Here is a 19029-nt window from a genome sequence, read left to right as displayed (position 1 = left end):
TTTTTAGCCCACCAGACTAGGTGCCATCTCTTGCGACCTTTTCCTCTTAAGCCCTACCGGAGCTATCACTTCACCAGGGCCCAGGTCAGTATCTACCGGCTTGATTTTTGGTGCGCCGCCAACCACCCCAGCCTGGAAAGCTTTTGGACTTCATTGGCACAGGCCGAACAGGAAAAAGCCAGCAGACTGGACCTTTTAGACCCCCAGGGCTGTCGTGGCAAGCACTGGGCGCTCACCCGGATACTCCTGCGGCTTAGCCTTTGTCAGCCTTTGGGCCTAAGCCCCGGTCAGGTAGAGATTAGCTATGGCCCCTGGGGCAAGCCCCTGTGCCCCGGAGCTAGCTTTTCACTCTCTCACAGCAACCAGTGGCTTGCCATTGCCCTAGCTCGGCAGGCCCACACCCCTGTCGGAGTAGATCTGGAATGTCTGGCCACTAGCAGAGCAGGTGACTGGCTCCTACCCTATTTACACCCCGCAGAAAAGGAAGAGCTGGGGGACCTTTCCGAGGCCGAACTCACCGAAAGATTAACCTGGCTGTGGACCAGGAAGGAAGCCTACCTCAAAGCCCGGGGGCAGGGCCTGGCCCGTTCTCTGAGCCTAGACTACCTAGGCTGGGAATATCCTGACCAGCAACCGCCCGGACTGGACATGATAAGCATAGATTCGGGGCAGGGCCCTCTTTGCTCCCTGGCTACCCTTGATAGCTGCCTCTAAAACTTCTGGCCCCTCCACCGGGATGTGGAGGGGCCAGAAGTGTAAGGAGTCCTGCCTTAGAGCAAGTGTCTACTACTTAGCAGATGCTTCCACATCTAGCTTGTCCTGGTAGCGGTAGACGAAAGCTGCCATAGCATCGCGCTTGATGGGGGTCAGCGGGCGGAAGGTCTCATCGGGCCAGCCGGTGGTAATACCCTGGTCCTTGAGCCAGGAAATCTCCTTGTAGAATGCAGTGCTTGACTGGACATCCTTGAAGGCACCATCACCTGAGGGGGTGTAGTCGGGTGAACCAGCAGCCCGGTAGAAGAAAGCGGCCATAGCATCACGGTTGATGCTTTCACTAGGACGGAAGGTCCCATCGGGCCAGCCGGTGGTTATTCCGGCCTGCTGCAACCAGGCGATCTCCTTGTAGAAGGGGTGGTCGGTGGAAACATCGCTAAAGGGTGATACCTCGGGTGCGTGGTAGCGGGGTGAGCCAGCCAGGCGGTACATGTAGGCTGCCATAGCTCCACGTTCGATGTTTTCAAAAGGCCTATAGGTATTATCAGGCCAGCCCTTGGCAACACCGTGCTCAGCAACCCACATAATCTCCTGCTGGAACATGAGGGAATCCGGCACGTCCTTGAAGCTCACAGTGACGAAGTCTTGATCTGTGGTCTTAGTCAGCTCAGGGTAGCCCTGGAAATCCACCTGGGCAGGGTCGATCTTCTTGGGGCTGACAGGGGTAGTAGCCTGCGGTGCTGCAACAGTAAACTTGAAGCCAACGGAACGCCGCTTGTCATTCTTGGCCATTGACCCGGTCAGGAAGCGCACGTTGTGCTCAGTGCCAGCTGCCCATTCCTGAGGCTCAACACTTGAATTGTCCTGAGTGGGGAAGGGCATGGTGAGAGTCCAATTACCCTGCTCATCTGCGGCAACTGCACCGTAGACGGTCTTGTTCTTGATGGGGTCACCGGTTACGGGGTTCTTGACCGGCTCATTGACGCTGACACCACCGTCATCCAGCTTTGCAACAATGACAGACCCCTTGCCGTCTTCGGTGGTCCAACCGGTTCCACTAAATTCTAGAGCCTGGCCTTCCTGTACAGCCTTAACACCGGTTACGGTGACACCGTCGGTGGTCTCAGTTGACTTTTCTGCCTCGGGCAGTGTGGCATCCTTGGCGTCAACAGTCAGGCGAGTAAAGGAGTTGACCTCAATGTCGACTTGCTTACCCTTGGAAAGAGTGGTTGTGCCGGGGGCATTCTGGCCGGTAGCGAAGTCAAGAGCAAAAGGAACGCTCAGGCCGGTCTTGTAGGGGTTCTTATCAACGGCGAAGACAGAACCGTCGGCAGCCATAGCTAGGTCGTTAGTCTTGGAGTCACCGGTGTTAACTTCGGCAACCAGCTGACCGGCGGCCGCGTCAATAACACCCACTGATCCCTGACCGAAGTCAGCTACGTAGACCAGGTCACGGTCCTCGTCGTTGACAATACCCAGTGAACGAGTGCCGAAGGGGATGCTCTTCTTGTATTCGTGAGTGTTTAGATCGTAAACAGTCACGCCAGAGTTAGCGCCGTCCTTGCCCTGGGAGGAGATGAAGATTTCATTCAGAGAGTGATCGATAGCAACCGCTGAAGGCAGGGTGTCTGCTGCAGGGTCATCTGCGTGAACAGTAAATTCAGATTCCAGGCTGAAAGTGTCCAGGTCTACAATCTGAACAGTACCGCTAGAGCGCTCAGGAACGTAGAGCTTACCGGTCGTCTCATCGATGGTGGGGTTCATGGTCAGAACGCGGACATCACTTTCTGGCTTGATGGCCAGGTTCTTGACCTCGTGTGAGGTCAAATCAATCGACCAAACATTGTAGCGACCGGTGACATAGGCCTTATTGCGCTTGTTATCAATAATGATTGACCGGGGGTGCTCAACGTCAGTGTCGGTCGCAAAGTAGTCGTAGCTGGTCCAGACCAGCTCCATGCTGTCCTGGTCGTAGACAGAAATCGAGTCGTTACGAGTATTGGTTACCCAAACCTTGTTGTTGGCATCGTCTACCGCTACGCCGTAAACGCCCATGTAGCTGTAGCCTGAGCTCTTACCGCTACCAAAGCGGACGGTCGGAAGCTCTGCGACTGCTTCAATTTTCATGGTTTCAGGATTGACTCGCGCCAAAGATGAAACGGTCATATTACGGCCGAATGAGCCGGTGACCCACATCTTGTTGTTCTTGGCGGAGTAGGATGCCTGGTACTGACCGGGGATACCGGCGGTTTGCTGGGCCTGTACGCTGATATCACGGGCGGGGGCATCGGCTGCCTGTGCGGGCACCATAAAGGAAGAGCCCAAAAGGCTCAGGGCGCACACTCCAACCAGAGCTGAGCTTAGGGTGCGCTTGGGGTGGGGGCTGTTCATAAGATTTTCTCCTTAGGAGACTAAGGCCGGAGGCCTCATGTACTGTGCATTGACAGGGCATCGAGTTTGGCATTCTTCACCCGTCGAGCCCCAATTAAGGATTACCTAATTTCTAACTTATTTCAACCTGATTTAAAAATCAGGGTAACCTTTTAATCCTGATTGAATTAGGAAAGAAAATACTGTACTATTTCAACCCTTCATGGAGCAGGCGGCGCAAAGCCGGGATCAGCGAACCTCGCCAGCAGGCATAATCATGCCCTCCGTTATAGGTCTGATAGTCCACCATGACACCCAGTTCACGGGCACGAGTGACAAAACGTTCGTGGGCTGGTAATAGCACCCACTCTTGCTCCCCCACCTCCAGGAATAAGCGATGTCTAGGAGAAAGGGCTTGGTCTTGACTGGCATCCTCCAGCTGGCTAAAGGCTATCTCCTGCCAGAGCGAGGCCGACTGGGCGCATGCCGCAGTGAAAACATCAGGGCGTTTAAGTACCGCCAAAAGCGCAGAAAGGCCACCTAGGGACTGGCCCACCACGACAACCTCTTGCTCCCCCAGTTTCTGTGCTGTGCCTTCAAGTGCCTCAACAAGTAACTCATCAGCCAGGAAGTCAGCAAATGGGAAATCACCGGCCTGCTCTTGCCAACGTTGCTCCCGCCCCCCTGAGTGGACAAAAATGAACAGGCAGGAGGGCAGGTACTTATCCTGGTGGGCTGCCATCAGCATTCCCTTAAGCCCCATAGACAACCATTGTTCCCCATCCAGAAGGCAGACAATAGGCGATCCAGGCTCAAGTTGGCCCAACCTACATATAAAATATTGACGGCCTCCACTGGTCCTCAACCAGGCAGACTCATGCGGCTGGGAGTCAGAGAGGTAGGGTTGTAAGGGCGCCTGCTCTAGTTGTACAACCGAGAGTTCCCGGCCACGACTATTTAGACAGCGTAGGGGGTTGTGGGGATCAGTAACCCCTTCATCCAGAGCCTGCCGGAGCTGCCACTGATTGAAAGCAGCTTCCCAAGGAGCTGCACGATCAAGCTCCTGAACGATAAAACAATAGGAGGCCCGCCAATCCTTCTTCATACGAAAGCTAATGGCAAAGTATGATGACTGGCCCACCGGTTCCATCAGAGAATCAGCTAGATTCCGTTCATCGGTCAAGCGATTGATAAAGATCAGCACTCGCTGAGCAGAAGGGTGCTTGTACAGGAAGGTAACTATCTGTTCATCAGCTGCTGTGGCTTCGGCAGGAGGTGTCTCTACCAGAGGTGTTCCTTGAGCCGTCAGCGCTTCAAGCTCATGATTCAGGCTTGCAGTATCTGCTGGCCCTAACCGGTCCAGGAGGGCACCTAGCAAGGGCGAGCTGACCCGCGGTGCTGGCAGAGGACGGGGTATCTTGGGCGGAGTGGGGTGACTCTTCATGGGCTAGGCCCCCTGAGAGAAGGTAGGAATAACCAGGGGCGTACCGGAGCAGGGGTCTTCAATGACCAGGGAATCTAGACCGTACACTTCTTTGATAAGGCTCTCAGTCACAATCTGGCGAGGGTCCCCTTGGGCAAGAATTTTACCGGAACGCATCAAGACTACGTGTGTAGCGTACCGAAAAGCTAGATTAAGGTCGTGAAGAACCACCACCACAGTACTCCCCTGCCGGTACAGTTCCCGAGTCAGATTAAGCACTTCTATTTGATGGGTGATATCAAGATAGGTAGTTGGCTCATCGAGGAGAACCAGGGGGGTCTGCTGCGCCAGGGTCATAGCAATCCAGACCCGCTGGCGTTGCCCCCCAGAAAGCTCTTCGATACTGCGCTCAGCCAAATCTAAAACCTGAGCTGAGGCCATAGCTTGAGTACATATTTCTTGGTCTTGAGCGGACCAGGTTTTCAGAAAACCCTGGTGGGGGTAACGGCCCCTAGCCACAATATCCGCAACAGTCGCACCTGCAGGAATATCCGGTGTTTGCGGCAACATAGCTAGAACCCGGGCAATATCTTTCGATTTGAGCGATTGCATCAGTTCCTGGTCTAAGAGAACCCGCCCTCCTTGAGGTATCAATACTCTTGACAGTGCTTTGAGAAGGGTAGATTTTCCGCAGGCATTAGGGCCAAGAATGACCGTAAGCTCTCCTTCGAGAACATCCAAGTCCACACCTTCAAGAACAGCCTGAGCCCCGTAGCCAAGGCAGAGGTCCCGAGCCTGAAGTCTCGATTCGGGCTGAGCTAGCACCATCAGCGCTTTCCTTCCATAGCAATCAGGTAGACCAAATATATACCGCCTAAGGCACCGGTAACGACCCCCACCTGTAGAGGGGCCCTGAAGGCGTATTGACCGATAAGATCCGATAGGAGTACCAGGCAAGCCCCAGTAGCTGCTGCACTTGCCAGCCCGGCACCCTGGACTCTAGTAATTTTTCGGGCCAGATGCGGTGCAGCCAAGGCCACAAAAGCCAAAGGACCGGTCACTGCCGTAGCAAGGGAGACAAGCAAAACTCCTACGAAAAGTGCTGTAACCCTGACCTTTGTCAGAGGAACACCCAGCCCTACCGCAATCTGCCCGCCAAAGGTAAGAGAGCCCAGGGGCCTGCTCAGGCTCCAGCTCAGGGGAAGCAAAATGACCAGTCCCAGAGCCAAGAAACTGATTTTTCCCCAATTCATGGTGTTGAGGCTCCCCGCCATCCATGAGGCAGCAGTTTGAGCCTGAGTGAGGGAGGCCCCTACCACCAAGAGAGCATTCAAGGCCGAAAGAGTGGCCCCTAAACCCAGCCCAATCAAGACCAGACGGGTACCGCGAAGCCCTGTTTGACGTGTCAAAAACCAAACGATGAGAGAGCTGACCAAGCCACCGCTAATAGCGCCACAGGCTATCCCTAAGGGGCCAGCATCAAAAATAATGATGTTGATCAGTGCGCCTGTAGCCGCACCATAGGTAAAACCAATGATATCTGGGGAGCCCAGCGAGTTACCGGAAATAATCTGAAAGATAGCGCCGGAAACTCCCAGGGCTAGGCCTACTAAGAGAGCAGCAACAATTCGGGGAGCTCTTACTTCTCTCACAAAATAGCTAGCTAAGGCATCATCAGAACCACCTTTGAGGGCCTGAAGAACCTGAGCGGGAGACAGGTCATAATCTCCCTGAGTCAAAGCCCAAAGGCCAAGGGCGAGAATCAGTAGGTAGAGGCAGAGGTTGTAGAAAGCCAGCCGCAGGGGCAGCTGAAAGTTCATCAGGCCAGATACGGCCAGGACCGGCCTGCCCGCCAGATCCCGCGCTCTGCTGATATGTAGACCGCGTTGCTGGGTCAGACTCATAGGACCACCTCTTTACGGCGGCTCATCATGATCACAAAAAAGGGGGCCCCGACCAGGGTAGCTATGATGCCCACATGGGTCTCCTGGGGCGCGAAGATCAGGCGAGCCAGAACATCTGCACTCAGAAGCCAGCAGGGACCCAAAATCATGGAGCCTAAGTTAACCCACCGAAGATCATTACCTACGAAATATCTCACCATATAGGGAACGGCTAGACCGACAAAAGCTATAGGACCAATAGCAGCCGTCACCAAACCTGCCAGCAGTGTCACAACAACCAGAGTCAGGAAATAAGTTTTCTTCAGGTTGACCCCCAAAGATATAGCGCTCTCCTCACCCATAGCCAGTGCATTGATAGCCGGGGTAACCCAGAAAGCAAGGAGAAAACCCAGGCCCAGCAAAGGACTGAGCGCTAAGAATATATCGCTCCCCCGCCCCTGAAGAGAACCGGCAACCCAGAATCTAAACTCGTCATAGGCTTCTTGGTTAGATAGGATCAGGGCCTGATTAAGAGCACTCAGAGCAGCCGATAAAGCCACCCCTGCCAGCGCCAGTCTGATAATGGAGGACCGAGCCCCCCGCCCCAGCAGATAAACAGCTAAGGTAGCCAGGCAGGCCCCCACCAGAGCGGCTCCCATATACCTATATATACCGGCAGCTCCCCATAAAACCACAGAAAGGACAACGGCAACCGAAGCTCCCGCGTTGATGCCCAGTAGGCCCGGTTCTGCCAAGGGGTTACGAGTCAAAGACTGCATCAAGGACCCGGCTAGAGCCAAAGCAGCTCCGCAGACCAGGGCTAGGCCCGTGCGGGGGATGCGCTGTTCCCAAATAATCTTCTGAGCTTGATCTGGGCCCTGCCCCCCAAGCACCTGGAGGACAGTACTGCTATCTAGCTGGTGCGAGCCCCAAAAAAGTGATAAAGCGATACTGATCCCAAGCAGGGTCAAGAACAACAGGAACCACCACACAGAGCGCTTACCGATGACCGGCCGCTGTACATCTCCCATGATAGCTTTTGCGTAATTGGCCATTGATGATGCTTAGGCCTGGCGACGACGCCATAGGACAAAGCCAGCAACCAAGGCCGCTAGGCTCAAGCCAATGATGCCGATCCAGGGAAGAGAACCTTCTTGCTGCTTCTGGCTAGCTGGCTGGTCCTGGGCTACCGAACTGGCCGAAGCAGAGGGATCAGGCGAAGCAGAAGCGGAGCTTGAAGCCGAAGCGGAGGCAGAACCCGAAGCCGATGCTGAAGGCTGGCCTTGCTCCTGCTCTTTCATGAGGGCATCATACTCCTCTTTGCTAATTTGGTTGCCCTCAGCATCCTGATAGATAACATCCTCTTGGCCGCTGCCATTGCCATCTGTCTGCCCGCTGTCGGTTCGCCCCTGGGAGGTTCCAGAGGTCCCGCTATTAGAGCCCGCATTCTGCTGGCCTTGATTCTGGCCCCCGGAGTTCTGGCCTTGACCTGCCTGCCCCTTATCACCGGGAGCTGCCTGCCCACCCGAGGAGCCACCCTGGGAGTCCTGCTCCCCGCTCTCAATGGTGAAGGCCGGGGACTGGTTTGAATATCCCCTCGTTCCGTTTTGTTGTCCATCGGAGTTATAGATAATCTCTGTAGCCAGGAACCGTAGGGTATGTTGGCCGGGTGCTAATTCCCGCGACAGCACAAAGGAGCCCGAGGCCTTGCCCTGGGAATCCGTTTTTAGTTGGTGAACCACGCAGGCCCCCTGAGGGGAGTCAGAGGGGCAGGCGTCCCCGTTATCAATTTTGACGTTGACTTGCTCGTTGGCAGGGAAACCCGAGACAGTGAAGCTGATAGTGTCACCAGCACGCAGGCTACCAGGAGTAACCGTTGAAGAAGTACCTGGGGTATTGGCGCTAGCCCCACCCGGTGGGATGGCCAGGGCCTGAGGGGCACTGAAAACAAGAGTTGAGCCAAGAACCGTAGCTGCTAGCAGCTTTCTCATGGAGGTTTGTAGAGGCATGTTTTTTGTCTTTCTATCCGAAAATTTTAGGCAAGGAGGTCTACTGTTTCTTGCGCGGTAGCAAGACCACAACAAGCACAAGGAGCGCGCCAGCGAGCAAGAGCAGATTATTGAAAAGAGACATATCGGCACCCGGTTCGACCGTCTCTTGGCTAATGAGCGGGTCCTGAGCCGGCTCAACTCTCGCGGATTGGGGGGCCTGTAGGACCCGATCCGAAGCTGAGGGCGCGGGTTTTTTAGAGTCTTGAGGTGCCTGCTTGACCTGGGCTGGGGCAGGAGCCACGCGAACAATCCTGCTCAGTTGAGAACTACTGTTGTTAGCGCCTGTCAGCCCACCAGCGGCTGGATTTTGGACCCTGCCCAAGACACCAGCCTGACTCGTGACACCAAGTTGGGTTCCCACACTAGCCCTGCTCAGTCCAGTAGCCTGCACAGCATTGCCACCGGCTAGCACCTTGCTCCAGGTAGCTGACTTACCAGTATCCTGGGACTCTTGCGCTACTTTAAGGCTGGCCCACCCCATCAATTTGCCAAAGCTCTCTTGATCACCGCTCTGGACGACAAACTTGTAATCCCCTGCTGCCAAACTCTCAGGCATGGAGTAGTGGATGCTTCTGTCTTGATCTAGCTGTTGCCATGTACTGCCCCAGCGTGCTCGAATCGAACCACCCAGGTAGGGATTGACCCTTACCCACTGGCCGGGCTCTGCTTGGGGAACTGTCACAGAAATCTTGAGGTCATCTCGCTTAACCATGACCTCATTGCGGGGGCTAGAGGTAATCTCCTCTTCACTAAGCACATCAGGCATTCTGGTGGGAGCATACTTACCGACGATAAAGTCCAGGGTGCCAGTTCCACCGTAGGAAACCCTCATGTCACCAGCTTGAAGCGAACCTGCCAAGAGCCGTAAGCTGTGAGCTCCCTCAGAGAGTCCCGGTTCTGAGTCACTGCCATCAGCGGCAGGAAGCTGAATCCAGGTATCAATTTCTCCGGTTTTGGGGTCAGGTTCGATAATCGCCCAGATAGTCTTATTGCTATGAATCGCCGTATCTCGGTGCGAGATAGCGGCATCATCAATCTTAACCGCTATACGGGGTGCTCCCTTACCTTGGGGGTTACACCAGCCCTGCCCCAGCAGGTGCAAGCTACCGCCTGCCTGAACCGTCTTTTGGGCCAGCCGGGCCGAAGGTGAGGCCTGCTCGGTCTGGCAAGTGACCTGGTCATCCTTCTTCCCCTCCTGAGAGGCAAGCCCATTAACCGGCACCGGCTCAGAACGAGCTGAACGCCGGGTATCTCCGGGGGCAAAGCGACCAGAAAGGGTCTGGACTGCCAGATACTGCCCAGCTTGGGCCTGGCGCAAGGGTTCTGGCACCTCTAGCTCTAGATCAAAGGAACCATCTGAACTGATGAGATAGATGCCCTCTTGAGGATTAGCCACCGACGCATCATCTGTTAGCAGTGCCCAAATAGTCCGGTCCTCCCCCAGCTCAGCTTGCCCCAGGGTTCTCAGATAGGCGTTTTGGGCACTGTTATCTGCCCTCTCGTAGAAAGTATCCTGACCGGAGGCCAGTTTGAGGGCTACGACGGACCCGCCCTGACCTTGGCCTTTAACCCAGCCCTGGCCCCGCACCCGGATTTTTTCACCAGATTGGTAGGGCTTAATGAACAGCGAGGCCTGACCGGCGCTTAGCTTGGTCCATTGGCTGGTATCAGGGGCAGGGGCCGGCGAATCAGGCTCGCCTTCAATGGTTACCGGTAGTACCAGGGCTCGCATAGCATCCCCGGCCTTGCCTGAACCTGTCAGAAAATGGAAAATATGCTCAGAGCCTGGCTCCCACTCTTGATCAAAACCGTTAGCCAGGCTGGGGTAGTCGAGAGTGAGCTTGAAGCTACCATCGTCCTCCGCCGTAAAAGTTTTGAGGATATCACTGCCGCCCCGGGTCAAACCCCTCTTGTCTGCCTTGAGGGTAATGGTAGAACCACCCCCTTCTGGGTGTAGCCAGCCGCTACCGGTCACCTCTATAGTCTGCCCAAATTTTATGGAATCTGGCCCTTTGACTGTAGCCCCCTCGGGGCTAGTGACCTCTACCTGCGGGCTGGCCTCCAGCGCATGAGCACCTAAGCCTAGTCCAGAGGGATCTATACTGGGTTGCACCAGGGCAGGACAGAGGACCAAACCCGATGAAAGAGTAAGCGCGGCTAGGTAGCGACGCCCTCGAATAGCTTTGGGAGAGTTTTGACTCATCACGAATTCTTACCTAACGCTCGTTATTTTCTAGGGACCTTGAGAATCTACCGGGCAGAATCTGTCAGTAATACCTCACGGATATTCTCAGCAATTCCCTTCATGAGCAAGGGACCACCTGTTGATGTCCATAGCGAGCCGTCAACCAAAATAATATGGTCCTGACGATAGGCTTTGAGATCGGTAAAGCCTGATGTCTCTTGAGCAGCCTCTAAAGCTACTTGCGCGCCCTGACGATCAGCCCCGGTCTCGGAGTGGGGGTTATCTTGGCTGGCACCACCCAAGGTGCCAAAAAACATATAGTCAGCATCAATGAGAGATAGGTTCTCCAGGGATACAGGTTCAGAATGCCCCCTACCCAAACGATCCTGACCAGCAGGTCTGGCCAATTTAAGGTCTGAAAGCACCTGACCGGCCGGTAGTTCCTTAAGAATCAGAGAGGGCCCGCCCCCCTGCCAGCGAACTACAGAAAAGGTTTTATCCGAGTATTGAGGGGCAAGTTCTTGGGCTAAAGAACGTGTCAGCTGGGCATATTCATCTTTAACCTGCTGGCCCCGATCTTGCAGATTCAGTGCCTGGGCCACAAAGTCCAGATTGGTCTGCCACGGACCACCGGCATACCCACAAAAAACCAAGGGAGCTATGGCCTTTAAAATATCCAGAACATCGGGCCGGTTATTGATACTGGTGCCATCAGCCAAGATCAAATCTGGCTTAAGAGCCCCAATGGCCTCATAGTTGAGCTCCGAGACAGAACCCAGGATTTTAATATCTGCTGCTTTATCTTGAAGATAGTGGGGTACTGTTGCCTGCCCCCTGCCTGAAACTGTACCCGCCGGCATAACCCCTAAGGCCAAGGCCGCATCTAGGGTCGGTTCAGAGAGAGTCACTACTTTCTGAGGGCGCTCAGGCAACCTGACCTCATTACCTTCAACATCTACTACGATCCGGCTGGCACCAGACTGAGCGGCCGATGAGGTCTCCGCCTGTGAGCAGGCGGTAAGCCCGCTTGCTGCCGCTAAACCTGTTGTCAGAAAAAAAGTACGTCTATTAAGGGGTAACAAAGTGAAGCCTCAGAAAGTGGTTGGGATAATAAGCTAAGCCTTACCTTACTTTATTGAGTCATGGGCTTCAAGCAGAAGCAGGGCGCAAAAAGGTGCCCTCCCCCAAATAATAATGGGAAAGGGCACCTTGAAAAGTCAGCACCAGGTCTGACTCATCTCTAGGGCTTACTTAGCCTTTTCGATGATCTCCACGACGCGCCAGCGCTTGGTAGCGGATAGCGGACGGGTCTCAGCCAAGAGAACCAGGTCACCAATACCAGCAGTGTTCTGCTCATCGTGTGCCTTGATCTTGGAACTACGGCGCATAACCTTGCCGTACAGTGCGTGCTTCACGCGGTCCTCGACCTCAACGACTACAGTCTTGTCCATCTTGTCGGACACAACGTAGCCGCGGCGAGTCTTGCGGTAGCCGCGCTCTTCAGTCTTTACTTCACTCATGTGATTTAACCTTCGGTTGCGGGACGAATACCGAGCTCGCGTTCGCGAAGCACAGTGTAAATACGTGCAATGTCGCGCTTGACCGAGCGGATACGACCGGGATTTTCAAGCTGACCAGTGGCTGCCTGGAAACGGAGGTTGAATAGCTCCTCCTTCGACGCACGCAGCTTCTCTACCAGATTCTCGTTGGAGAGCTCTGCGAGGTTGTCGATGCTCAGATCCTTTGATCCAACTGCCATTTCTATTCACCACCTTCGCGACGCACAACGCGTGCCTTCATCGGGAGCTTGTGGATTGCGAGGCGCATAGCTTCGCGAGCCACTTCTTCGGATACACCGGAGAGTTCGAACATAACTCGACCGGGCTTTACGTTTGCGACCCACCATTCGGGTGAACCCTTACCGGAACCCATACGGGTTTCAGCAGGCTTCTTGGTTAGCGGACGGTCGGGATAAATATTGATCCAAACCTTACCGCCACGCTTGATGTGACGGGTCATTGCAATACGTGCAGCTTCAATCTGACGGTTGGTGACGTATGCGGGAGTCAGAGCCTGAATGCCCCACTCACCGAACGCTACCTCGGTGCCACCCTTAGCCATACCTGAACGCTTGGGGTGATGCTGCTTGCGGTACTTAACTCGACGGGGAATTAGCATTTATGCCTCACCGTTTTCTGCAGTCTTTGCTTCAGCGGGTGCTGAAGCGTTGTCGGAACGACGTTCACGGCGGGGCCCACGGCCACCTGCACGACGACGGTCGCCACCACGGTTGTTGCCGCGACGGTTACCAGAAGCCTGCTGTGCAGCAAGCTCCTTGTCGGTGAGGTCACCCTTGTAGATCCATACCTTGACGCCAATACGGCCGAAGGTGGTCTTTGCTTCGAAGAAACCGTAGTCGATGTTCGCACGCAGGGTGTGCAGGGGCACACGGCCTTCGCGGTAGAACTCTGAACGTGACATTTCAGCGCCACCCAGACGGCCGGAGCACTGGATACGGATACCCTTAGCACCTGCACGCTGTGCGGACTGGATTGCCTTCTTCATTGCGCGGCGGAATGCTACGCGTGAAGCAAGCTGCTCTGCGATGCCCTGGGCAACCAGCTGAGCTGACAGATCGGGGTTAGCAACCTCGAGGATGTTCAGCTGAATCTGCTTGCCGGTGAGCTTCTCGAGCTCGCCACGGATACGGTCTGCTTCGGCGCCGCGGCGGCCGATAACGATACCGGGGCGTGCGGTGTGGATGTCCACACGAACACGGTCACGGGTACGCTCGATCTCAACCTTTGCGATGCCTGCGCGTTCCATACCCTTTGACAGGAGTTCACGAATCTTTACATCTTCGCGAACGTAGTCTGCGTAGCGTTCGCCTTCCTTGTTGGAGTCAGCGAACCACTTTGAAACGTGGTTGGTGGTGATACCAAGTCGGAAACCGTTGGGGTTAATTTTCTGACCCATTTAGCGGCCCTCCTCCTTCTCCGGGGTAGCAACTACCACGGTGATGTGGCTGGTGCGCTTGTTGATGCGGAACGCACGGCCCTGGGCACGAGGCTGGAATCGCTTCATGGTGGGACCTTCGTTCGCGTATGCTTCGCTGATGAACAGCTCCTCTTCCTTGAAGGGCAGACCCTGCTGGGTTGCCTTCTGGCGAGCGTTTGCAACAGCTGATGCAACGATCTTGTATACCGGTTCTGAAGCGCCCTGAGGAGCGAACTTCAGAATCGCCAGAGCCTCTTCCGCCTGCTTGCCACGGATAAGGTTGATGACGCGGCGTGCCTTCATAGGCGTAACGCGTACGTACGACGCAGTTGCCTTGGCTTCCATTGCCTATCTCTCTTTCGTCTATTGCCGAAAGGGAAACGTATCTAAAAACGGTTACCCGTTCTTAGCGACGCTTGCCCTTGCGGTCGTCCTTAACGTGGCCACGGAAAGTACGGGTCGGTGCAAACTCGCCGAGCTTGTGTCCGACCATGGACTCAGTGATGAACACGGGTACGTGCTTGCGTCCGTCGTGCACTGCGATGGTATGACCGAGCATGTCGGGAATAATCATCGAGCGGCGGGACCAAGTCTTGATAACGTTCTTGGTGCCCTTCTCGTTCTGAGCTGCAACCTTTACAAAAAGGTGCTGATCAACGAAAGGGCCCTTCTTCAAACTACGAGGCATGTTTCAGGCTCCTTAGCGCTTCTTGCCAGTACGACGGCGACGAACAATGAGCTTGTCGCTTTCCTTGTTGGGGCGGCGGGTGCGGCCCTCGGGCTTACCGTTGGGGTTAACCGGGTGACGGCCACCTGAGGTCTTACCCTCACCACCACCGTGGGGGTGGTCAACGGGGTTCATGACGACACCGCGAACGGTCGGGCGGATGCCCTTCCAGCGGTTACGGCCTGCTTTACCCCAGTTGATGTTTGACTGCTCAGCGTTACCAACCGAACCAACGGTTGCGCGGCAACGGACATCAACGTTGCGGATTTCGCCGGAGGGCAGACGCAGCTGAGCGTACTTACCTTCCTTTGCAACCAGCTGGATAGATGCGCCAGCTGAGCGGCCCATCTTGGCACCGCCACCGGGGCGGAGCTCAACAGCGTGGATCACGGTACCCACAGGGATGTTACGCAGGGGCAGGTTGTTGCCGGGCTTAATATCGGCCGCGGGACCTGACTCAACGATGTCGCCCTGAGCAAGCTTGTTGGGGGCGATGATGTAACGCTTGGTGCCATCAACGTAGTGGAGCAGTGCGATGCGAGCGGTACGGTTGGGATCGTACTCGATGTGTGCAACGCGTGCGTCAACACCGTCCTTGTCGTGACGACGGAAGTCGATCAGACGGTACTGGCGCTTGTGTCCACCACCCTTGTGACGGGTGGTGATGCGACCGGTGTTGTTACGGCCGCCCTTCTTGGGGAGCGGACGGACCAGGGACTTTTCCGGGGTTGAGCGGGTGATTTCTGCGAAATCTGATACGCTCGAGCCACGGCGACCCGGGGTCGTCGGCTTGTGTTTACGAATACCCATTTAGATATTTCTTTCCTTCGCTAAAGTGGTCTCCGGAGCCTATGCTGCCGGACCGCCGAAGAGGTCGATTGCGCCTTCTTTGAGGGTTACAATCGCACGCTTGGTGTTCTTACGAGCACCCCAACCGTGGCGGGTGCGCTTGCGCTTGCCTGCACGGTTGGCGGTGTTGATGGAAGCAACCTTGACATCGAAGATGGTCTCGATGGCCTGCTTGATTTCCAGCTTGTTGGAGCGGGGGTCTACGAGGAAGGTGTACTTACCTTCGTCGAGCTGCCCATAGCTCTTTTCCGACACGACGGGAGCGATAATCACGTCGCGGGGATCCTTGAAAGTTGAGGTGGTAACAGACATTACTTAGCAGCCTCTTTCTTGGCCTTGGAAGCAACTGCGACAAATACGTCGTAGGCATCCTTGGTGAAGATAACGTCATCTGAGATCAGAACATCGTAGGTGTTCAGCTGATCTGCGTAGATAACGTGTACGTTCTCCAGGTTGCGTGCTGACAGTGCTACCAGGTCGTCCTTGCGGTCGATGACAACCAGTGCGTTCTTGCGGCTGGTGATCTCTGCGATTGCTGCCTTAGCTGCCTTAGTGGAAGGCTTGGGGCCTTCAACCAGGGTTTCGACAACGTGAACGCGATCGTGACGAGCGCGATCGGAGAGAGCGCCGCGCAGGGCAGCTGCAATCATCTTCTTGGGGGTCCGCTGAGCGTAGCTACGAGGGGTCGGGCCATGTACAACGCCACCACCGGTCATGTGGGGGGCGCGAATGGAGCCCTGACGTGCACGGCCGGTACCCTTCTGCTTGAAGGGCTTACGGCCTGCGCCGGAAACTTCGCCGCGGTTCTTGGTCTTGTGAGTACCCTGACGAGCTGCTGCGAGCTGGGCAACTACCACCTGGTGAAGCAGGGGTACAGATGCCTGAGCGTCGAAGATATCAGCGGGCAGGTCTACCTTTACGGTCTTGACAGCCATGGTGTATTAGGCTCCCTTCACAGCGGTGCGAACCAGAACAACGCCGCCCTTAGGACCGGGGATTGCGCCCTTGATCAAAAGAACATTGTTTTCTGCATCTACACCCTGAATAGTGAGGTTCATGGTGGTGTGGCGTGCAGCGCCCATACGGCCTGCCATGCGCATACCCTTGAACACGCGTGCGGGGTATGATGCGCCACCGATTGAGCCGGGCTTACGGTGGTTCTTGTGGGCACCGTGTGATGCACCTACACCTGCGAAGCCGTGACGCTTCATAACACCGGCGAAGCCCTTACCCTTGGTCTTGCCTACTACGTCAACCTTCTGGCCAGCTTCGAAGAGCTCAACGGTCAGTTCCTGACCGAGTGAGTATTCTGCAGCGTCTGAGGTGCGGAGTTCAACGAGGTGACGGCGAGGAGTTACGCCCGCCTTCTCGAAGTGACCGGCGAGGGGCTTGGTTACCTTGCGAGCTTCGATAGCACCGAAACCGATCTGGATAGCTTCGTAGCCATCGGTTTCAGCCTTGCGCAGCTGGGTAACAACGTTTGAATCGGCCTTGACGACAGTAACGGGCACGAATTTGCCGTTTTCGTCCCAGACCTGGGTCATGCCAAGCTTGGTGCCCAGCAGGCCCTTAACCTGGCGCTCGAACTTGTTAGTCATTTAGATGCGATCCTCTACAGCTTGATTTCGATGTTTACGTCTGCCGGAAGGTCAAGACGCATGAGGGCATCAACAGCCTTGGGGGTCGGATCAACGACGTCGATCAGACGCTTGTGCGTGCGCATTTCAAAGTGCTCGCGGCTGTCCTTGTACTTGTGAGGCGAACGGATAACGCAGTACACGTTCTTTTCGGTGGGTAGGGGCACGGGGCCAACTACCGTAGCGCCTGCACGCGTAACTGTCTCAACGATTTTCCGAGCTGAAGAATCAATGACCTCGTGGTCGTATGACTTCAGACGGATGCGGATTTTCTGTCCCGCCATCTGTCGGACTCTCTTTCTTGTCTACTTCCCTGTAACGGAGCGGTTGCTCCTTTTTATGGCGCTTAAGGTAAAGAGATGAATCTTCATTTCTTTCGCGCCGCCTCTAACAGGCTGAATCCGGCATCTGCCGGGTTCCTCACCCTGCCGAGGCACCGACCCCCGAACTCGGGCGTGTCGCCCATGCAATGCATAAAAAGCGCGCACTATTCCCTCGAACTGATCGATTGGGTCATATTTGGGTTTGCCTTCACCATCTATCAGAACTGCTATCTGGCTACTTTCAGCGGGCAAACGCTTGAACAACGTACTCAATCATGCCAGAGTTATCTATTCTTAGCAAGATTTTCTTTCTTGAAGTGTTCAGACCCACATATGTTAACAGGTACCCTGCTAGAGCCACCCCTCAAAGAGCCTCCCTGAGATCAGAGGTTTCCAAGATGCAAGGACTCAAAAGGCTACACAATGTAAAAGGGCTGGCCCCGCAGATTACTCTGCGGGGCCAGCCCTTGCGCTTCTACCCTAGGGGTAGTTGCAGATCTTAGGGTAAGTCAGACTTACTTGATGATCTTGGTTACGCGACCTGAACCGACGGTGCGGCCGCCTTCGCGGATTGCGAAGCCCAGGCCCTCTTCCATAGCGATTTCCTGGATGAGCTCAACGGTCATCTCAGTGTTGTCGCCGGGCATAACCATTTCGGTGCCCTCGGGAAGGGTGATAACACCGGTAACGTCGGTGGTGCGGAAGTAGAACTGAGGACGGTAGTTCGAGTAGAAGGGGTTGTGGCGGCCGCCTTCATCCTTGGAAAGGATGTAAACGTTAGCCTCGAACTGGGTGTGGGGGGTGATTGAGCCGGGAGCAACAACAACCTGACCACGCTCTACGTCATCGCGCTTGAGACCGCGAAGCAGCAGACCACAGTTCTCGCCTGCCCAAGCTTCGTCGAGCTGCTTGTGGAACATCTCGATACCGGTAACGGTGGTCTTCTGGATGGGGCGGATACCAACGATCTCAACTTCGGAGTTGATCTTGAGGGTACCGCGCTCTGCACGGCCGGTAACAACGGTACCGCGACCGGTGATGGTGAAGACGTCCTCGATGGGCATGAGGAAGGGCTTGTCCTTCTCACGTACGGGGTCGGGAATGTAGTTGTCAACCTCGTCCATGAGCTCTTCAACCTTAGCAACCCACTCGGGGTCACCTTCCAGAGCCTTCAGAGCGGAAACGCGAACAACAGGAGCGTTGTCGCCATCGAATTCCTGTGAGGACAGAAGTTCGCGAACTTCCATCTCAACCAGGTCGAGAAGTTCTTCATCTTCAACCATGTCTGACTTGTTGAGAGCAACAAGCAGGGTGGGAACGCCAACCTGGCGAGCCAGCAGAACGTGCTCGCGGGTCTGTGCCATGGGGCCGTCGGTGGCAGCAACAACCAGGATTGCGCCGTCCATCTGAGCAGCACCGGTGATCATGTTCTTGACGTAGTCAGCGTGGCCGGGAGCGTCAACGTGTGCGTAGTGGCGCTTCTCGGTCTGGTACTCGATGTGAGCAATGTTAATGGTAATACCGCGCTGGCGCTCTTCGGGAGCGGAGTCGATCATACCGAAGTCGCGCTTCTCGTTCAGGTCAGGGTACTTGTCTGCAAGAACCTTAGAGATAGCAGCGGTCAGAGTAGTCTTACCGTGGTCAACGTGACCAATAGTACCGACGTTTACGTGAGGCTTGGAGCGCTCGAACTTAGCTTTTGCCAAGAGTTTTTCCTCCTATAGAGAAGATTTGAGAACCTGCACTCGGGTTTGATACCGGCGCACTCCGCCATAGAAGGCGGTCTAGCTACCACAATAGCGGATAAGGCCGGTCAGGCGAAACCCAGAGAGGTTCATTTATTAGGTTTTTTGAAAAGCGGTAGGGCTCA

21 protein-coding genes are annotated in these 19029 nt (G+C 55.3%); 1 reads left to right on the top strand and 20 read right to left on the bottom strand.

Features of this window, described 5'->3' with window-relative positions; translation table 11 throughout:
* The first annotated feature begins 30 nt into the window (after positions 1-30).
* Entirely contained in the window at positions 31-714 is a 684-nt protein-coding gene (locus tag ACN080_RS01460) for a 4'-phosphopantetheinyl transferase family protein (RefSeq protein WP_419112863.1), read from the top strand.
* A gap of 72 nt (positions 715-786) precedes the next feature.
* Here ACN080_RS01460 and ACN080_RS01455 read toward each other — a convergent pair whose 3' ends face one another.
* The 20 genes from ACN080_RS01455 to tuf form a co-directional block, all read right to left on the bottom strand.
* Positions 787-3105 carry an S-layer homology domain-containing protein gene (locus tag ACN080_RS01455; RefSeq protein ID WP_419112862.1) on the bottom strand — a complete coding sequence of 773 codons (2319 nt, stop codon included), beginning with the start codon at positions 3103-3105 and terminating at the stop codon, positions 787-789.
* A 187-nt stretch (positions 3106-3292) separates the two neighbouring features.
* A complete protein-coding gene (locus ACN080_RS01450) occupies positions 3293-4528 on the bottom strand; it encodes an alpha/beta hydrolase-fold protein (protein WP_419112861.1) in 1236 nt (411 codons plus the stop codon).
* Positions 4529-4531: 3 nt separating this feature from the next.
* Positions 4532-5335, bottom strand: coding sequence for an ABC transporter ATP-binding protein (locus tag ACN080_RS01445; protein ID WP_419112860.1), 804 nt, complete (start codon positions 5333-5335; stop codon positions 4532-4534).
* Positions 5335-6411, bottom strand: a complete 1077-nt coding sequence (locus ACN080_RS01440; RefSeq protein ID WP_419104863.1) for a FecCD family ABC transporter permease — start codon at positions 6409-6411, stop codon at positions 5335-5337. Before ACN080_RS01440 ends, ACN080_RS01445 begins: the two co-directional genes overlap by 1 nt.
* The gene (locus ACN080_RS01435; protein WP_419112859.1) at positions 6408-7445 is read right to left on the bottom strand and encodes a FecCD family ABC transporter permease; all 1038 of its coding nucleotides are present in this window, start codon (positions 7443-7445) and stop codon (positions 6408-6410) included. The genes ACN080_RS01440 and ACN080_RS01435 overlap by 4 nt, the downstream gene beginning before the upstream one ends.
* Positions 7446-7454: 9 nt before the next feature.
* The gene (locus ACN080_RS01430) at positions 7455-8399 is read right to left on the bottom strand and encodes an LPXTG cell wall anchor domain-containing protein (RefSeq protein ID WP_419111567.1); all 945 of its coding nucleotides are present in this window, start codon (positions 8397-8399) and stop codon (positions 7455-7457) included.
* A 40-nt stretch (positions 8400-8439) separates the two neighbouring features.
* On the bottom strand, positions 8440-10644 hold the full coding sequence (locus ACN080_RS01425; protein WP_419112858.1) for a hypothetical protein: 2205 nt from the start codon (positions 10642-10644) through the stop codon (positions 8440-8442).
* A 47-nt stretch (positions 10645-10691) separates the two neighbouring features.
* Entirely contained in the window at positions 10692-11558 is an 867-nt protein-coding gene (locus tag ACN080_RS01420) for an ABC transporter substrate-binding protein (RefSeq protein ID WP_419112857.1), read from the bottom strand.
* 315 nt (positions 11559-11873) lie between these two features.
* Positions 11874-12146, bottom strand: coding sequence for a 30S ribosomal protein S17 (gene rpsQ, locus ACN080_RS01415; protein WP_419099297.1), 273 nt, complete (start codon positions 12144-12146; stop codon positions 11874-11876).
* Positions 12147-12151: 5 nt separating this feature from the next.
* A complete protein-coding gene (rpmC, locus tag ACN080_RS01410) occupies positions 12152-12385 on the bottom strand; it encodes a 50S ribosomal protein L29 (protein ID WP_419099296.1) in 234 nt (77 codons plus the stop codon).
* A 2-nt stretch (positions 12386-12387) separates the two neighbouring features.
* A complete protein-coding gene (rplP, locus tag ACN080_RS01405; protein ID WP_135012890.1) occupies positions 12388-12804 on the bottom strand; it encodes a 50S ribosomal protein L16 in 417 nt (138 codons plus the stop codon).
* Positions 12805-13602 (bottom strand): 30S ribosomal protein S3, encoded by a 798-nt coding sequence (rpsC, locus tag ACN080_RS01400; RefSeq protein ID WP_419099295.1) that lies wholly within the window; start codon positions 13600-13602, stop codon positions 12805-12807.
* Entirely contained in the window at positions 13603-13968 is a 366-nt protein-coding gene (gene rplV / locus ACN080_RS01395; RefSeq protein WP_419099294.1) for a 50S ribosomal protein L22, read from the bottom strand.
* Between the two features lie 61 nt (positions 13969-14029).
* Positions 14030-14311 carry a 30S ribosomal protein S19 gene (gene rpsS / locus ACN080_RS01390; RefSeq protein WP_083090719.1) on the bottom strand — a complete coding sequence of 94 codons (282 nt, stop codon included), beginning with the start codon at positions 14309-14311 and terminating at the stop codon, positions 14030-14032.
* A gap of 12 nt (positions 14312-14323) precedes the next feature.
* Positions 14324-15160, bottom strand: a complete 837-nt coding sequence (gene rplB, locus ACN080_RS01385) for a 50S ribosomal protein L2 (RefSeq protein WP_419099293.1) — start codon at positions 15158-15160, stop codon at positions 14324-14326.
* A 39-nt stretch (positions 15161-15199) separates the two neighbouring features.
* The gene (gene rplW, locus ACN080_RS01380) at positions 15200-15511 is read right to left on the bottom strand and encodes a 50S ribosomal protein L23 (protein ID WP_419099292.1); all 312 of its coding nucleotides are present in this window, start codon (positions 15509-15511) and stop codon (positions 15200-15202) included.
* A complete protein-coding gene (rplD, locus tag ACN080_RS01375; RefSeq protein ID WP_419099291.1) occupies positions 15511-16134 on the bottom strand; it encodes a 50S ribosomal protein L4 in 624 nt (207 codons plus the stop codon). The genes rplW and rplD overlap by 1 nt, the downstream gene beginning before the upstream one ends.
* Positions 16135-16140: 6 nt before the next feature.
* Entirely contained in the window at positions 16141-16797 is a 657-nt protein-coding gene (rplC, locus tag ACN080_RS01370) for a 50S ribosomal protein L3 (protein ID WP_419099290.1), read from the bottom strand.
* A gap of 14 nt (positions 16798-16811) precedes the next feature.
* The gene (rpsJ, locus tag ACN080_RS01365) at positions 16812-17120 is read right to left on the bottom strand and encodes a 30S ribosomal protein S10 (protein WP_068169589.1); all 309 of its coding nucleotides are present in this window, start codon (positions 17118-17120) and stop codon (positions 16812-16814) included.
* A 554-nt stretch (positions 17121-17674) separates the two neighbouring features.
* Positions 17675-18865: an elongation factor Tu gene (gene tuf, locus ACN080_RS01360; protein WP_419099289.1), complete on the bottom strand. Its 1191-nt coding sequence runs from the start codon at positions 18863-18865 to the stop codon at positions 17675-17677.
* Positions 18866-19029 lie beyond the last annotated feature (164 nt).

Origin of the sequence: Rothia sp. CCM 9416 (genome assembly GCF_048513535.1) — a bacterium.
GTDB lineage: Bacteria > Actinomycetota > Actinomycetes > Actinomycetales > Micrococcaceae > Rothia.
This window is presented reverse-complemented; position numbering and strand designations above follow the sequence as displayed.

Coding starts and splice junctions, on each gene's coding strand:
- ACN080_RS01455 (WP_419112862.1), bottom strand. CDS start 3,105: ATGAACAGCCCCCACCCCAAGCGCACCCTAAGCTCAGCTCTGGTTGGA.
- ACN080_RS01450 (WP_419112861.1), bottom strand. CDS start 4,528: ATGAAGAGTCACCCCACTCCGCCCAAGATACCCCGTCCTCTGCCAGCA.
- ACN080_RS01445 (WP_419112860.1), bottom strand. CDS start 5,335: ATGGTGCTAGCTCAGCCCGAATCGAGACTTCAGGCTCGGGACCTCTGC.
- ACN080_RS01440 (WP_419104863.1), bottom strand. CDS start 6,411: ATGAGTCTGACCCAGCAACGCGGTCTACATATCAGCAGAGCGCGGGAT.
- ACN080_RS01435 (WP_419112859.1), bottom strand. CDS start 7,445: ATGGCCAATTACGCAAAAGCTATCATGGGAGATGTACAGCGGCCGGTC.
- ACN080_RS01430 (WP_419111567.1), bottom strand. CDS start 8,399: ATGCCTCTACAAACCTCCATGAGAAAGCTGCTAGCAGCTACGGTTCTT.
- ACN080_RS01425 (WP_419112858.1), bottom strand. CDS start 10,644: ATGAGTCAAAACTCTCCCAAAGCTATTCGAGGGCGTCGCTACCTAGCC.
- rpsQ (WP_419099297.1), bottom strand. CDS start 12,146: ATGAGTGAAGTAAAGACTGAAGAGCGCGGCTACCGCAAGACTCGCCGC.
- rpmC (WP_419099296.1), bottom strand. CDS start 12,385: ATGGCAGTTGGATCAAAGGATCTGAGCATCGACAACCTCGCAGAGCTC.
- rplP (WP_135012890.1), bottom strand. CDS start 12,804: ATGCTAATTCCCCGTCGAGTTAAGTACCGCAAGCAGCATCACCCCAAG.
- rpsC (WP_419099295.1), bottom strand. CDS start 13,602: ATGGGTCAGAAAATTAACCCCAACGGTTTCCGACTTGGTATCACCACC.
- rplV (WP_419099294.1), bottom strand. CDS start 13,968: ATGGAAGCCAAGGCAACTGCGTCGTACGTACGCGTTACGCCTATGAAG.
- rpsS (WP_083090719.1), bottom strand. CDS start 14,311: ATGCCTCGTAGTTTGAAGAAGGGCCCTTTCGTTGATCAGCACCTTTTT.
- rplB (WP_419099293.1), bottom strand. CDS start 15,160: ATGGGTATTCGTAAACACAAGCCGACGACCCCGGGTCGCCGTGGCTCG.
- rplW (WP_419099292.1), bottom strand. CDS start 15,511: ATGTCTGTTACCACCTCAACTTTCAAGGATCCCCGCGACGTGATTATC.
- rplD (WP_419099291.1), bottom strand. CDS start 16,134: ATGGCTGTCAAGACCGTAAAGGTAGACCTGCCCGCTGATATCTTCGAC.
- rplC (WP_419099290.1), bottom strand. CDS start 16,797: ATGACTAACAAGTTCGAGCGCCAGGTTAAGGGCCTGCTGGGCACCAAG.
- rpsJ (WP_068169589.1), bottom strand. CDS start 17,120: ATGGCGGGACAGAAAATCCGCATCCGTCTGAAGTCATACGACCACGAG.